Below are 15,073 nucleotides of genomic sequence, written 5' to 3' on the forward strand. Positions count from 1 at the left end.
CCCGTGCGCGCGGGATTACCGGCCGAGCGCAGGGAGTTGACAGCGTGTACCACCACTCAGGATTCGCGACCCGTCCGGCAGTCGGCTCCCCGGCGGGCCTCCTCGATCCGCCCACCGCGGACGGGGACACCATCCTCTTCCAGCGCTGCACCTGGTGCGCCACGGCCATGTACCACCGGCTGTTGTGCCCCGTCTGCCAGGGCGGCGACCTGCGCACGGAGCGCAGCGAGGGCACCGGCACGGTCCGCCACTCCACCGTCGTGCACCGCAACACCCCCGCCGCCCGCAATGTGTCGCTGATCGAGATGGCCGAGGGCTTCGTGGTGCGCGGCCGGGTCATAGGCCCGCCCATCGGCATCCACAGCGGCGACCGCGTCCGGCTGTCCACGGCCAAGGACCCGGTGCGCGGCGAGCCGGTCTTCCAACTCCTCGACGAGCCGTACCGCGCCTGGCACTGACGGCTGTGGCGCGAGCCCGGGTTCGGGCCCACCCGACGAAGATCGGCCGAATCCTCCTCCACAGGCAACCCACAGGCTCCGCTTTCCGTCCTCCGGGGCGCGAGAGGCTCCCGTGATCGACGGGGCGCCTGAGCCTGGGGTTCGAGGAGGAGAACACATTGTTCCGTGCCCGGCGAATATGGGTCACGGCCGCGGCGGTGCTCGCGGTGACGGGAGGGATGTCCGGGTCGGCGCAGGCGGCGCCACCGTCGGACGCCGGACCGTTCACGGCGGCGGCGACGGCCAACGACGGTACGCTCCCGCCGGGTTGGCGGATCACGGGGAAGGGTTCCGCGCAGCAGCTGGTCTGGCGCTCGGGCACGCGGGTGCCCATGGGGGACGCGCGCGTCGAGTTCCACGCCGGGGGCCGGCTCCTCGGTGTGCCGAGCCCGGCGAAGGACGGACGGACGTTCCGGCTCGGCCTCGGCGCCGTAGCCCCCCAGCAGCTGACGGACCTTCAAGTACTGGCCGCAGGGCGGCGGTTGGACGCCGCCGGTGACAACAGCGGCTCCGGCAAGGGACGTTCGGAGGTCGCCGCGCGGCCCGCGGCCCCGCTCCCGGCCGGCGCGATCGATCCCGGCAAGCCGGGCACGTACCGTACGACGACCGGCGAGTACACGCTCGACTCGGTCCGGCTGCCCGGGTATCCGCAGCCGATCGAGATGCGGGCCGTCGTGGTCGCGCCGAAGGGTGCCACCGGCAAGCGGCCGCTCGCGCTGTTCCTGCACGGCCGCCACTACACCTGCTACAAGCCCGGCACCGAGGACATCACCGGTGACTGGCCCTGCCCCGCCGGCCTCAAGTCGGTGCCGAGCTACCGGGGTTACCTGCGCGACCAGCAACTCCTCGCCTCCCAGGGCTATGTCACGGTGTCGATCTCCGCGAACGGCATCAACGCGCAGGACGCCGAAGCCGAGGACGCCGGCGCGCAGGCCCGTTCGTCGCTGATCCGGCAGCACCTGGCCCACTGGGCCGACTGGTCCGCCCACCCGGACACGGCTCCGGCGGTCGTGCGGAACGCACCTCGGGCCGACCTCTCCCGCGTCCTGCTGATCGGCCACTCGCGCGGTGGCGAGGGCGTCAACCGCGCGGCGATGGACAGCCTCTACCCGCCGCCGGCCGCCCAGGACGGCTATCACGGCCCGGTCCGCTGGAAGATCCGCGGCACCGTCCTCATCGGCCCGACCATCTTCGGCCAGAACCCGGTGGCCGACGTCCCGTCGGTGACGATCCTGCCCGGCTGCGACGGTGACGTCTCCGACCTCCAGGGCGAGGTCTACGTCGACGGCACCCGCGGGGTCAGCCGGGGTGCCGCCCTGCACAGCGCGGTCTACGTCGAGGGCGCCGACCACAACTTCTTCAACACCGAGTGGACGCCGGGCCAGGCCGAGGCGCCCGCGTCCGACGACTTCTACGACGACCCCGACCAGCGGGACGCGGTGTGCTCGCCGGGCGCCGCGACCCGGCTGACCGCCGACCAGCAGCACAAGGCCGGCTCCACCTACATCGCCACGGCCGCACGGCTGTTCATCGGCGGCGACGACCGGGCGCGCCAACTGCTCGACGGCTCCGGCCGCCGGGCGCCCTCGGCGGACCCCGCGCGAGTGCTCACCCACGCGGTGGGCGCGAACCGCGGCGCCGGGTTCCTGCCCGACGGTCAAGTCACCGTCTCGGGTGGCAAGTTGTGCTCCGCGGTGGACCCCGACCCGGCCGTCGCCTGCCTGAGCGAAGACGCCAAGGGCAGCTCGCCGCACTTCGCGCAGTGGGAGGCCTCGAAGGAGGTCGGCCGCCGCGCCGTCGCGCTGCGCTGGTCCGCCGCCGGTTCACCGGTGACGGTCCGTCCGAGCAAGCCCGTCTCCCTCGGCGGCGCCAAGGGCCTCGCCCTGCGCGTGATCGTGCCGCCCAACACCACCGGCACCCAGCTCGACGTGTCCGTGACCGACACCTCCGGCCATCGCGCGACCCTCGGCCGGGTCCGCGTCGACGGCCTCCCCGGCACCCAGCGCACCGCCTCCTACTGGGCCCGCGAAGTCCGCGTGCCGCTGGCCGCCGCCTCGCACGCCGGGCTCGACCCGCGCCACATCAAGTCCCTCGACCTGACCCCGCGTTCGCGCTCCGGCCAGGCCTGGCTGATGGACGCCTGGGCCTGGCGCCCCGGCACTCCGGCGGTCACCTCGGCCCCGCTCCCCCGCGTCGACATCGGCCGACTCACCGTCAAGGAAGGGGACTCGGGCGTCAAGACGTACCGCGTACCCGTCCAGGTGTCCGGCCACGGCAGCGGCCAGGTCCGGCTCTACGTCGACAACCCGGCCACCGGCGAGGACACTTCACGTCTGGTGACGGTGAGCCCCGGCAGCAACGCCATCGACATACCGGTGAAGGTCGAGGGCAACACCCGCTTCGACTACGGCGTCCAGCACGACATCTTCGTGAAGGCGGTGCACGGCGCGGTCGTCGGCGCCCACCGCGGCGGGGTGACCACCGAGAACGACGACCCGATGCCCACGTTCACCGTCACGCCGATCGCCGACCGGGTCACCGAGGGGCAGCCCCTCCAGTGGAAGGTGACGCTGTCCGCGCCCGCCGACGTGGAACTCAACCCCGCGTTCCTCGTCCAACCGATCGCCTCGGGCCCGGAGTTGTCCACCCTGGACGTCGACCCGCAGTGGCTCAGTGAGAACTCCGGTGAGGAAGCCGCGCCGGAGCGCCCGCTGTCCAAGGTACTGAGCCTGTTCCTCTGGACGTCCGTCCCGGCGGGGCAGCTCAGCGGGGAGATCAGCGTCCCCACGATCACCGACCGGGTGACCGAACAGCCCGAGTCCGTACGGTTCCTGGCCGTGGACGACAACGGCGACCCGCAGAGCGGCGGACCGGAACTGACCGGCACGGTGCTCGACGCGTCGTAGCGGAAGGTCGTAACGGAAAGTCGTAAGGGAACATCGCACCAAATGAAGGGGCCGCAGCGCGAGAGCCGCGGCCCCTTCATCGTGCGACTGGCCACATCATGCGATCGTGCGGGTGCTCAACTCGGCTTCTGTGTCCCGCTGTTCATCTTGGCGCGGTTCTCGGTGAGGAGTTCCTGGACGCGTTGTTCGACCTCGCGGGGGTCGAGGCCGAGGGCGGCGCCGATGTGGGCGGACCAGACCTCGGAGCGGAGGTTCGTCTCGAAGTCGAGGTCGGCACGGACGTTCTCGCGGGTCGCCTGACGGTTCTGGCTCACCATGACGAAGGTCGACAGGAAGATGGCCTCCAGGCTGACGATCATCGTGAGCAGGCCGTACGGGTACGGGTCGAATATCCCGGCCCGACCGAGGAGCCCTTCGTTGAGGGCGATCCAGACGGCGAACCACAGCGCGTGGATGTAGACGAAGAGCATGGTGCCGGCGAACGCGGTGATCGCGTCGGCGACCCGGTCCTGGGTACCGCGCATCCGGGCGAAGACGACGCTCTCCTGCCGCAGGGGCAGATCGGCCGGGTTCAGCGCGGGGTCCACGGGCTCTCCCTGGGTTCGGTGTGCAAGGGAGTCGTCCTCAGGGTGCGAGCGTCACGCGGATGCCGATGGTGCCGTCGAGCCCGCGGCGCAGCCGGCTGCCGAGGAGCGTGATGCGCCCGGTGAGGCCGTACTTGCGGGTGATGAGCTTGCGGTAGCGGGCGGTGGTGTCGGCGTCGCAGATCTCGGCGGTGCCGGGGACCTGGTTGCCGGTGGGGTTGCCGCGCAGGTCGCAGGGGCCGACGAGGACATCGGCGCGGGCCCGGATGCGCTTCACCTTCCAGGAGTCGGCGACCGTCCACACTCCGAGTGTCTCGCCGTCGCGCACCACCCACACCGGGGTGGCGACCGGGGAGCCGTTCTTGCGGTAACTGGTGATCAGCAGGTACTGGCCTGCGCCGAGCCGGTCCAGCGGGGTCTCGTCCATGGTCGGCAGTCTAAGCACCCGCCGGTGCCCGCAGGAGATCCAGATACCGCCGAGCGAAAAGGTAGGCGTCACCGGGCCAGCGAGCCGACAGATAGGCGCCGTCCCGCACGACGAACGCATGCGTGTCGTCACTCGCGGTACCCCGCCGGGTGAGCTCCTTGGGCCCGCGCTCGAACTGCGTCCCCGGTTCGTCGAGAGCGGCCCGCACCTCGTCCTCCACGTAGGCGGGGTAGGTCCGGTAGTAGCGGCCCAGCCGCCAGCCGGTGGTCAAGTAGGCGGTACGTTCCATGTACTTGGGCAGACAGGTCGTACGGCGTCCGGCGATGACACTGCGACCGGTGTCCGGGTCCTGGGTACGCGCCAGCACGAGAACACCGTGGCAGATCGCGCCGACCGGACGGCCGAGCCTCCAGAACTCCCCTGCCTTGGCGCTCAGTTCAGGGGATCCCAGGTACTGGCGCATGCCGGGCGCGTGCCCACCGGGTAGCAACAGCCCGTCGAAGCGGCTCACGTCCAGGTCCGCCCACGCGACGGTGGCAGTGAACTCCGGTGCGGCGGTGAGCTGTTCGTAGAACCGCTTGGGTTCGTCCTCGGCACCGAGCTGCCGCAAAAGCACCCCGGTCAGCAACCGAGGATCTGCGGCGGGCAAGGTCCCGGCCCGCTCGGTGGCGAACACGACCTCGTGCCCGGCATCGGTGAGCAACCGCCACGGCACGGCGACCTCGGTGACATCGAAGTCCCGGTCGGGGACCGGCATCAGCACGCGCATGGGGTCATCATGGCAGCCGAGGTGGGTGTCCATGAGGGCACGGCGGCCCGGCTCGCTTCGACACGGACTCCCCACTCACCGCAACGCCCCCACCGCCAGGGGATTCGGTTCACCGGACGTCTCCTGCGGGATGCTGGTCATGAGGCACAGGACAGGGGGATGCGCGATGACCGGGAATCCTGAGAACGGCGCCCTGACGGAGATCGCCTGCGACGAGTCCGGCTCGGACGGCGAGAACCTCACCGGCGGGAACACGGACGTCTTCGCCCACGCGAGTGTGCGGCTTCCCGTGGAGACGGCCGCCGAGTACGTGCAGGAGATACGGCGCCGGATCCGCTCGCCGGCGACGGAGTACAAGGCGAACCATCTGCTGCGGGACAAACACCGGGCGGTGCTGGAGTCGTTCCTCGGCCCGGCCGGACCGTTGCGCGACGGGAACGCCCATGTGCATCTGATCGAGAAGACCTTCTACGTCGTGGACCGCGCCGTCGACCTGCTGCTCGGCGAGAACGGGGACGGCGACGAGGCGGTCACCCTCTTCCGGGAGGGGCCCCGGACCTTCGGCGAGCGCGGCTGGCGGGACTTCCTCGCCGCCTCCAACCAACTCCTCCGGGTCAGGAACGACGCCGCGGCGACCGTCCCCGCCGATGTCTTCTTCCGCACGGTCGACACCCTGCGCGACGCGCACTCCGGTACGACCGCGGGCGTGATCGTGGGGCGGCTCGCGGCGGCCCGGTCGCGGGCGGAGTCGTACCGGGAGCGGATGCGGGACTCCCCGGTGCTGTTCCCCGTCCTCAATCCGCTGCTCCCCGCGATCGTGAGCACGGCCCGGTACTGGCTCGCCGGTGGCCGGTCCGTTCGCCTCGTGCACGACCGGCAGAACATGCTCACCCCGGAACGGATCGCCTGGATCATGGAGTCGGCCCCGCTGAGCGACGTACAACTCGTCGCCGCCCGGTCCGACGCCCGGGTGCAGCTGGCCGACTTCCTCGCCGGTATCGCCCGCAAGCTGGCCTCGGACGAGCTGAACGGCCGCGGCGACCCTGCGCTCACCTCGCTGCTGCGCCCGTACGTCGGCACGGATTCCGTCTGGGGCGACGACGACAGCGGGCTCCGGCTGGGCACCGCCGAGGCCAACTCGGCCGTGTAGAAGGCTCGTTGGCCGCACGAGCTGAAGCCGATCCTCCGTGAGGTGAACACGGGAGCGCCGGGCCACGTATGGAGGAAGGGCACTCAACGACCGGAGAGCCCCGCGGTGTCGTACCGCACGTTCGGGGTTCGGGAGCCAAGCATGAGGCACGCACGACGACGGGTCATCCGGCGAGTTACACGGTTGGCGGCCGTCGGCGGACTCCTGCTGGGAGGTGCCATGGTCACCCAGGCGGCCATGGCCAGTGACTCTTCCGGCACGTCCGCCGCCACGCTCAGCGCGCCGCAGACGCCTGCGGACAAGGGTTCCGCCCTGGTGGCGAAGCTCGGTTCGACCCGTACGGCGGGCAGTTGGGTCGACTCGGGCGGCCGTACGGTCGTCGCGGTGACCGATGCGACGACGGCGGCCCAGGTGACGAAGGCGGGCGCCGAGGCGAAGGTCGTGCGGTACAGCATGAACGTGCTGAACTCGGCCGCCACGACACTGAGTTCGGCGCCCAAGGTGCCGGGCACCGCGTGGGCGATGGACTACCGCAACAACAGGGTGCTCGTGGAGGCCGACAGCTCGGTCTCCACCGCCGGCTGGAACGCCATGACGAAGGTGGCGACCGGCATCGGCGCCTCGGTCCAGATGCAGCGCACGCAGGGCAAGTTCACGACGCGGATCAACGGCGCGCAGCCGATCCTGTCGACCGGCGGGCGCTGTTCGGCGGGCTTCAACGTGACCGACGGGACCAACGACTTCATCCTCACGGCCGGGCACTGCGGGCCGGTCGGGTCCATCTGGTTCGCCAACAACCAGGGGGACCAGCAGTTGGGCAAGACGGTCTCCGACAACTTCCCCGGCAGTGACTTCTCCCTGGTGCAGTACGCGAGCGGTTCGGCGGGCGACGGCGCGGACGTGGTCGCGATCGGCAACGGCAGCGGGGTGACCATCACGGGCCTGGCCGACGCGGCCGTGGGCGAGAAGGTGTTCCGCAGCGGCAGCACCAGCGGGCTGCACGACGGCGAGGTGACCGCGCTCAACGCGACGGTGAACTACCCCGAGGGCACGGTCACCGGTCTCATCCAGACCACGGTGTGCGCCGAACCGGGCGACAGCGGCGGCCCGTTGTTCGCCAACGGCATCGCGCTGGGCGTGACGTCGGGCGGCAGCGGTGACTGCACGGCGGGCGGTACGACGTTCTTCCAGCCGCTGACGAAGGCGCTCGCCGCGCTGAACGTGAAGCTGCTGGTGGCGCCGAAGACGGCCGCCTCGCCCGCTCCGTCCGCCTCGGCCGCCGGCAGTGGGGCAGCCGCCGGTGCGGCCACGCCCGGGATCTCGGCGCCCGCGACGAACACCACATCGGGGTCGACGACCCTGGCGTCGCGGCTCACGGACCCGAAGAACGTGGGCCCGGGTCTGCTGGTGATCGCGGGAAGCCTGATCGCACTGGTGGCGACGCGCTGGATCCGCGCCGAGCAGGACCGCAAGGCCTTCCAGCGGCACTACTCCGCGATGTGGGGCTGATCATTCAAGGAAGTTCGACGGGGGATCGGGTCGGTCGGGTCGACAGGGGCTCGGCCGGCTGGACCGGGGTCACGAGGAGGGCCGGGCGGCGAGCTACCGACAACGACAGCGACACCTGCGTCGGTCGACAGCGGTGGCGCTCAGGCCGCCTCGGCCGACGGCGGAGCCGCGGCGGCCCACTCCATCACAAGCCGTCGGTACTCCTCGCGCTGTTCGACGCTCAGTGTCCCGCCCGATCGGTGCCACAGGGCCCTGATCTCCTCGTTGACCTCGGCTGCCGATCGCTCGGTGGCTGATTCAACGCTGGTGGACATGGTGTGAAGCATACGTCGCCGAAGGTGAAGGCGATGTGAGTAATCACGAGCGAACCGGACATATCGGACCGTGTTGCTGATCACGTCATCTGTCAAGCCCTGTAACGCAATTCACACCTCGGCCACACCGAGCACCAGCACCTGGATCGCCAACACCGCAGCGCCACGCGCCCAGTCGTGGAAGTCGGAGACCTTCGTCTCCACGTCGAGCGGGGCGGCCAGCGGATGCCGGTGGGCGCGGAGCGTGTCGTCCACCGTCTTGCCCGCCACGTCGATCAGGCCGACGCCCTCCCCGGCGAGCAGGATCTTCTGCGGCAGCACGAAGTTGGCGATCTGGGCGACCAACGTGCCCAGCGCGCGGGCCGCTTCGTCGATGACACGGGCGGCCATGGGCTCACCGGCGGCGGCACGGGCGAGGATCTCCTCGTAGCTCAGGTCGAGTCCGGTGGCGGCCCTGATCTGGTAGCGGATGCTGGGGATGGTCAACAGCGAGACGGCGCTGCCGCGTTGACCGGCGGGGGTGATCGGGCCGTTGGGATCCAGGATCCAGTGGCGGCCGAACCCGCGGTCCTCCTCGGCGTACGGCACGCGCTTGCCGCCGAGGACGAGGCCGTAGCCGATGCCCGCGCCGATGGTGAGGACGACGAAGCGGTCGAGGCCGCGCCCGGCGCCGAACCAGGTCTCGGCCTCGACGAACGCGGCCACGTCGTTCTCGACGACGACCGGCAATCCGGTGCGCTCCTCGACGAGTTGGGCCAGCGGGACGTCGCTCCACTGCAGGAAGGGCGACTCCCCCACCACGGCACGGTCCTGGACGAGTCCGCCGACGCCGATACCGATGCCGGTGAGCGTGGGGAACCGGGCGGTGATCTCGCCGGTCATCTCGCCCAGCAGATCGGCCACTTGGGCGGGGTCGTGGGTGGTGAGCGGCCGGTCGAGACGGGCGACGATCTCGCTCCGGAGGGTGGTGACCACGCCGTAGACCATGTCCTCGGTGACCTTGATGCCGAGGAAGGTGCGGGACTCGGCGACCACGTCGAGAGGTTGTGAAGGGCGGCCCTGGCGGACCTCGGCCGGGCCGCCGTCGTCGGGGACCTCGACCAGCAGGCCGGACTCGGTCAGCGGCTTGGTGAGGCGGGTGAGGCTGCCCGCCGAGAGGTCGAGCCGGCGCGCGAGGTCGGTGCGCGACAGCGGGCCGTGCACGAGCACCTCGATCGCGACGGAGCGTTCACCGGGGCTCAGCGGCTGCCAGCTGGCGGCACGTGTGGTCATGAGGGTCACACTCCCACAAGGATTCCCTCCCCGAGGTTTCTTTTCCTCTGGAAGTAACAGAGCCACTCTACGGCCGCAATCCCGCACGGAAAAGAACTCTGCACAGCTATTGACGCCTGGATTCTTTCGCGACGAAAGTAAGTGGCCCGAGGACGAGCCGTCGTAGACAAGGGAGTCTCCAGATGACCATCGCCTCCAGCAGTCCCCCGACCCGCAGGCCGCGGGCCCGTGAAGACAGCGGCGACGGTCGGCTGGCGGCGGTCTTCGTCGCCCCGGCCCTGCTGGGCTTCCTGGTCTTCCTGCTCTGGCCGACGCTGCGCGGCATCTATCTGAGCTTCACCCGCTTCAACCTGCTGACCCCGGCGAAGTGGGTGGGCCTCGACAACTACGACCGGATGGTCCACGACCCCATCTTCTGGTCGTCGTTGAAGGTCACCGTCGAGTACGTGCTCATCAACATCGGCATCCAGACGGTGGCGGCCCTCGCCGTCGCGGTCCTGCTCCAACGGCTCACCCAGTCCGCCCTGTTGCGCGGGATCGTGCTGACGCCCTACCTGATGTCGAACGTCGTCGCCGGCATCGTCTGGCTGTGGATCCTCGACACCCAGCTCGGCATCGGCAACGAGATCATCGGCGGGCTCGGCTTCGACCACATCCCCTTCCTCGCCGACAAGACCTGGGCGATCCCGACGATCGCCCTGATCAACGTGTGGCGGCACGTCGGCTACACCGCGCTGCTGCTCTTCGCCGGGCTGCAGGCCATCCCGGGTGACATGTACGAGGCCGCGAAGGTGGACGGCGCGAGCGAGTGGCGCATGTTCTGGCGGATCACGATGCCGCTGCTGCGGCCGGTCCTCGCGGTCGTGCTGATCATGACGGTGATCGGTTCGTTCCAGGTGTTCGACACGGTCGCGGTGACCACCGCGGGCGGCCCGGCGAACGCGACGAACGTCCTCCAGTACTACATCTACGGCTCCGCCTTCGGACGCTTCCAGTTCGGCTACGCGTCCGCGATGTCCGTGGCCCTGCTCATCGTGCTGAGCGCGATCACGTTCCTCCAGTACCGGCTCACCCGCGCCGGCCAGACCGACCTCGGCTGAACGGAAGGAGTCGACATGGCCACCCTGACCACCACGCCCAACGTGCCCAACACCCCTACGACCAGGGCAAAGCAGGAGACCGTACGGCCGCCCCGGCCCCGGCCCTCCGTCGGCAAGGTCGCCGCCTGGGTCGCGATGGCCGCGATCATGCTGATCACCCTGCTGCCCTTCTACTGGATCCTGCGCACCGCGCTCTCCACCAACACCGGTCTCGCCGCCCACCCCTCGGACCCGTTGCCGGTCGACTTCACCACCGGCGGTTTCGAGCGGGCGCTCGGCCTCCAGTCCACCAAGGAGGCGATCGCACAGGGCGGTTCGGGCGGCGGGCTGAAGTTCTGGCGCTATCTGCTCAACTCGGTGATCGTCTCGACCCTGGTCACCGTCGGCCAGGTGTTCTTCTCGGCGATGGCCGCCTACGCCTTCGCCCGCTTGCGCTGGCGCGGCCGGGACCGGATGTTCGGTCTCTTCCTGGCCGGGCTGATGGTGCCGGCGATCTTCACCCTGCTGCCGAACTTCGTCCTCATCAAACAACTCGGGCTCGTGGACACCCTGTTGGGGATCTCGCTGCCGACGATGTTCATGACGCCGTTCGCGGTGTTCTTCCTCAAGCAGTTCTTCATGAACATCCCGCGCGAGGTCGAGGAGGCCGCCCTGCTCGACGGCGCGGGCAAGGTCCGCGTCTTCTTCCGGGTCCTGCTGCCGATGGCGGCCACGCCGGTCCTGACGTTGGGCGTGCTGACGTACATCACGTCCTGGAACGACTACTTCTGGCCGCTGATGGTCTCCTACAGCGACAGTTCGCGTGTGCTGTCGGTGGCGCTGGCCATCTTCCGCTCGCAGACCCCGCAGACCGGCTACGACTGGTCGGGTCTGATGGCGGCGACCCTGATCGCCGCGCTCCCGATGCTCGTCCTCTTCGGGGTGTTCGCGCGCCGCATCGTGAGTTCCATCAGCTTCACCGGAATCAAGTAAGGGGCAGGGCATGCGATTTCGTACGGTCATGGCATTGACCGGGGCGCTCGCGCTCTCCCTGACGGCGGGCTGCGCGAAGGGCGACTCGGTGGGCTCGGCCTCGGACACGGTGACGTACTGGCTGTGGGACTCCAACCAACTCCCGGCCTACCAGGCCTGCGCGAAGGGCTTCGAGCGGCAGAACCCCGGACTCAAGGTGAACATCACCCAGTTGGGCTGGGGCGACTACTGGACCAAGCTCACCGCGAGCTTCATCGCGGGCACCCAGCCGGACGTGTTCACCGACCACATCCAGAAGTTCGGCCAGTTCGCCGACCTGAAGGTGCTCCAGCCACTGGACGACCTCGACATCGACCCGTCCGCCTATCAGCCCGGACTCGCCGCCAACTGGCAGGGCCAGGACGGTCATCAGTACGGCACGCCCAAGGACTGGGACACGGTCGCCCTCTTCTACAACCAGAAGATGGCCAAGTCGGCGGGCCTGAGCTCCGACCAGCTCAACAGCCTGTCCTGGAACCCGACGGACGGCGGCACCTTCGAGAAGGCCATCGCCCATCTGACCATCGACAAGAACGGCAGGCGGGGCGACGAACCGGGCTTCGACAAGCACCACGTCAAGGTGTACGGCATGGCCACCGGGGGCGCCGGTGACTCCGACGGCCAGACGACGTGGAGCCCTTTCACCGCCTCGGCCGGCTGGAACTACACGGACAGGAAGCGCTGGGGCACGAAGTACCAGTACGACAGCAAGACCTACCAGTCGACGGTCAAGTGGTACTTCGGCCTGGCGAAGAAGGGCTATCTCGCGCCGTTCACGGACTACAGCGACGGCGCGAACCCGCCCAACGCGCAGATAGCGGCGGGCAAGGCGGCGACCGCGTTCGACGGCGCCTGGATGATCTCCACGTACGCCGCGGCCAAGGGAATCAAGATCGGCACCGCCTACACCCCTACCGGTCCGACCGGGAAACGGGCGACCATGATGAACGGACTGGCCGACTCGATCACCAGGAACGCCCACAACAAGGCGGGCGCGCGGAAGTGGGTGACCTACCTGTCATCGGACAACTGCCAGAAGACAGTGGGGAGTTACGGCATCGTCTTCCCCGCGACCCCGGACGGCACGAAGGCCGCCGTCGCCGCCTACAAGAAGAAGGGCATCGACGTCACGGCCTTCACCCGGCCGGTCGCCGACAAGAAGGACTTCGCCACCTTCTCCTTCCCGATCACCAACTACTCGGCGGATGTGTACGCGTTGATGCGCCCCGCCATGCAGGACGTCTACGCCAACGACGCACCGGTCAGCGGCCTCGGCAAGACCAACAAACAGATCAACTTCATCCTCGGACAGTGATGTTCGTCCAGTGATTTCCGCTCAGGGAAATCCCCGTCAGAGAAGGACACGCACCCATGACGTTCTCCCTCGGCATCGTCGGAGCAGGCCAGTTCTCCGGCCAGTTCGCCCGGCTGTTCCAGGCCCATCCGGGCGTGAGCGAGGTCTATGTGACCGACCTCCTGCCGGAGCGGGCGGAGCAACTGGCCGCCGAACAAGGGCTGGCGGGCACTTTCCCCTCCTACGAGGCGATGCTGGAATCGACGGCCGTCGACGCCGTCGCGATCTTCACCCAGCGCTGGACGCACGGCCCCCTGGTCCTTCAGGGGCTCGGCGCCGGCAAGCACGTGTACTCCGCGGTCCCCATGGCGATCAGCACGGAGGAGATCGCGGCGATCATCGACGCGGTCCGGGCCACCGGGCTGACGTACATGATGGGCGAGACCAGCCAGTACAACCCGGCGACCGTGCACGCCCGCAACCAGATCGCGGAGGGCGCCTTCGGGCGGATCTTCTACGCCGAGGGCGACTACGTCCACGACATGGACCTGGGGTTCTACGAGGCGTACCAGTACAGCGGCGGCGACGGCTGGAAGGCGACCGCGAGCTATCCGCCGCTGCTGTACCCGACGCACTCGGTGGGCGGGGTGCTCGGCGCGTGGCAGACGCACGCGGTGAGCGTGTCGGCGATCGGTGTCGTGGACGAGCGCGGGGACGGTGTCTTCGACAAGGACGTCAGCCAGTTCGGCAACGACTTCTCCAACGCCACCGCGCTGTTCGAGGTCGCGGGCGGCGGCTCGTTCCGTACGAACGAGTTCCGGCGGGTGGGTTATCCCTCGCAGATCCGGGAGTCGCGTTTCCGGTTCTTCGGGACGGACGCGAGCATGGAGCAGCTCGCGACGGTGGCCTTCTGGCAGGACAAGAAGGGGGTGCAGGACATCAGCGAGCTGCTGGAGCCCAAGCCCACCATGTCTCCTGACGACCCGTCACTCCAGCACATCGCGCCGGACCTCCGCGCCGCCTTCACCTCGGGCTCGGCGCCGGTGCACGACCGGTCGCGGCTGCCGCGGGAGTTCGACAACCTGCACAACGGCCACGAGGGCAGCCACCACTTCCTGGCGGACGACTTCGTGACCGCGGTCAACTCCCGCACCCTGCCCAGCGTGAACGCGTGGGTCGCGGCCCGCTACACCCTGCCGGGCATCATCGCGCACGACTCGGCACGGCAGGGCGGGGCGCGGCTGGAGATCCCGGACTTCGGGGACGCGCCCGAGTAACTCGGCTGTCACGCAAGCCGGGTGACCGACTGTCAGGTCCCCGGCTTGCGGCCGTAGACGAAGACGTCGTCGCCGTTCTTCAGCAGCGACCAGTACTTCTTGGCGGTGGCCGGGGTCATGTTGACGCAGCCGTGCGAGCCCGGCGGGTTCCACATGCTGAGGTTGACCGAGTGGAAGGCCTGGCCGCCGTCGAAGAACTGGCTATAAGGCATGGGCACGTTGTAGATGTTCGAGACGTGGTCGATGTCCCGCCAGTAGATCTTCTTCAGACCCGTGCGGGTCTCGTAGCCGTTGCGGCCGGTGCGCACCGGGACCGGGCCGTAGACGAGCCGGCTGCCGTCCTGGATCCAGCTGATCTGGAGCGTGAGGTTGACGCAGGCGATGCGGCCCTTGTTGGTCGGGCACTTGCCGGCCGCGTTGGGCTTGGTGCCCACGGCCTTCTGCTTGTTCATGAGGTCCATCACGCCCCAGGTGACGGACCCGGCGTAGCCGATGTTCGGCGTGATGCCGTGCTTGGTCTGGAAGGCCTTGATCGCCTTGCAGTCGGCGGCGGACTGCTTCCCGTCGACCGGCCGGCCGAGGAACTTCTCGACCTGCTTCTGGTACGGCCCCTTCTGCGTCGTACAGCTCGTCGCCGCCTGCGCCGGAGCGCCGCCCAGCACGAGCGTGAGCGGTGCCACCAGCCCGGTGATACCGAGCGCTATGGCACCTCGTCTGCGTATGTCCCCCATGTCGGAACCTCCCCCTTCGCCGGAACTGCGATCTCTGCCACCTAGACCGGTGCGCGGGCGACAGGGTTGTGGCCCGGGCCGGACCGCGACGAAACGGTGACATTCTCCGCCGCCCACCGGGCTCGGCGGAAGACGGCATCCGTAAGCGGACGGTGGGTTTCCGGGTGGGTCACATGGGTTACCTGTGCTCAATCAGGGTTTCGCCACCGCGCGGCGCGCGAAGCGGAACCAC

The 15,073-nt window shown here is 69.3% G+C and carries 14 protein-coding genes; 8 read left to right on the forward strand and 6 right to left on the reverse strand.

Annotated elements, in window-relative coordinates; genetic code table 11:
• Positions 1-44 precede the first annotated feature (44 nt).
• Positions 45-458, forward strand: coding sequence for a Zn-ribbon domain-containing OB-fold protein (locus OG226_RS06270; RefSeq protein ID WP_328675713.1), 414 nt, complete (start codon positions 45-47; stop codon positions 456-458).
• Positions 459-616: 158 nt separating this feature from the next.
• Complete coding sequence (locus OG226_RS06275; protein WP_329348243.1) at positions 617-3,403, forward strand: hypothetical protein; 2,787 nt, start codon at positions 617-619, stop codon at positions 3,401-3,403.
• Between the two features lie 116 nt (positions 3,404-3,519).
• Here the strand turns inward: OG226_RS06275 and OG226_RS06280 are convergent, their stop codons facing one another.
• From OG226_RS06280 to OG226_RS06290, 3 genes are read right to left on the reverse strand one after another with little or no spacing between them, the layout of a single operon-like run.
• A complete protein-coding gene (locus tag OG226_RS06280) occupies positions 3,520-3,990 on the reverse strand; it encodes a DUF1003 domain-containing protein (RefSeq protein WP_329348244.1) in 471 nt (156 codons plus the stop codon).
• Positions 3,991-4,027: 37 nt separating this feature from the next.
• On the reverse strand, positions 4,028-4,414 hold the full coding sequence (locus OG226_RS06285; RefSeq protein ID WP_328675716.1) for a PPOX class F420-dependent oxidoreductase: 387 nt from the start codon (positions 4,412-4,414) through the stop codon (positions 4,028-4,030).
• A gap of 10 nt (positions 4,415-4,424) precedes the next feature.
• Positions 4,425-5,183, reverse strand: a complete 759-nt coding sequence (locus OG226_RS06290; protein WP_329348245.1) for a type 1 glutamine amidotransferase domain-containing protein — start codon at positions 5,181-5,183, stop codon at positions 4,425-4,427.
• 166 nt (positions 5,184-5,349) lie between these two features.
• Between OG226_RS06290 and OG226_RS06295 the strand changes: the two genes are divergently transcribed.
• Together OG226_RS06295 and OG226_RS06300 are read left to right on the forward strand one after the other, a co-directional pair.
• The gene (locus OG226_RS06295; RefSeq protein ID WP_329348246.1) at positions 5,350-6,333 is read left to right on the forward strand and encodes a hypothetical protein; all 984 of its coding nucleotides are present in this window, start codon (positions 5,350-5,352) and stop codon (positions 6,331-6,333) included.
• 141 nt (positions 6,334-6,474) lie between these two features.
• The gene (locus OG226_RS06300; protein WP_329348247.1) at positions 6,475-7,842 is read left to right on the forward strand and encodes a S1 family peptidase; all 1,368 of its coding nucleotides are present in this window, start codon (positions 6,475-6,477) and stop codon (positions 7,840-7,842) included.
• A gap of 140 nt (positions 7,843-7,982) precedes the next feature.
• On the opposite strand, the gene OG226_RS06305 is transcribed toward OG226_RS06300, so the two are convergent.
• Together OG226_RS06305 and OG226_RS06310 are read right to left on the reverse strand one after the other, a co-directional pair.
• The gene (locus OG226_RS06305; RefSeq protein ID WP_328675720.1) at positions 7,983-8,168 is read right to left on the reverse strand and encodes a hypothetical protein; all 186 of its coding nucleotides are present in this window, start codon (positions 8,166-8,168) and stop codon (positions 7,983-7,985) included.
• Between the two features lie 99 nt (positions 8,169-8,267).
• On the reverse strand, positions 8,268-9,428 hold the full coding sequence (locus tag OG226_RS06310) for an ROK family transcriptional regulator (protein WP_329348248.1): 1,161 nt from the start codon (positions 9,426-9,428) through the stop codon (positions 8,268-8,270).
• 182 nt (positions 9,429-9,610) lie between these two features.
• On the opposite strand from OG226_RS06310, the gene OG226_RS06315 reads away from it, so the two are divergent.
• The 4 genes from OG226_RS06315 to OG226_RS06330 are packed head-to-tail and all read left to right on the forward strand — an operon-like array spanning position 9,611 to position 14,110.
• Positions 9,611-10,528 carry a carbohydrate ABC transporter permease gene (locus OG226_RS06315; protein ID WP_329348249.1) on the forward strand — a complete coding sequence of 306 codons (918 nt, stop codon included), beginning with the start codon at positions 9,611-9,613 and terminating at the stop codon, positions 10,526-10,528.
• A gap of 15 nt (positions 10,529-10,543) precedes the next feature.
• Positions 10,544-11,500, forward strand: a complete 957-nt coding sequence (locus OG226_RS06320; protein WP_328675723.1) for a carbohydrate ABC transporter permease — start codon at positions 10,544-10,546, stop codon at positions 11,498-11,500.
• 10 nt (positions 11,501-11,510) lie between these two features.
• Positions 11,511-12,854, forward strand: a complete 1,344-nt coding sequence (locus OG226_RS06325; protein ID WP_329348250.1) for an ABC transporter substrate-binding protein — start codon at positions 11,511-11,513, stop codon at positions 12,852-12,854.
• A 56-nt stretch (positions 12,855-12,910) separates the two neighbouring features.
• Positions 12,911-14,110 carry a Gfo/Idh/MocA family protein gene (locus OG226_RS06330; protein WP_329348251.1) on the forward strand — a complete coding sequence of 400 codons (1,200 nt, stop codon included), beginning with the start codon at positions 12,911-12,913 and terminating at the stop codon, positions 14,108-14,110.
• A 32-nt stretch (positions 14,111-14,142) separates the two neighbouring features.
• Here OG226_RS06330 and OG226_RS06335 read toward each other — a convergent pair whose 3' ends face one another.
• Complete coding sequence (locus OG226_RS06335; protein ID WP_328675726.1) at positions 14,143-14,841, reverse strand: L,D-transpeptidase family protein; 699 nt, start codon at positions 14,839-14,841, stop codon at positions 14,143-14,145.
• Positions 14,842-15,073 lie beyond the last annotated feature (232 nt).

This window comes from Streptomyces sp. NBC_01261 (assembly GCF_036226385.1).
Lineage (GTDB): Bacteria > Actinomycetota > Actinomycetes > Streptomycetales > Streptomycetaceae > Streptomyces.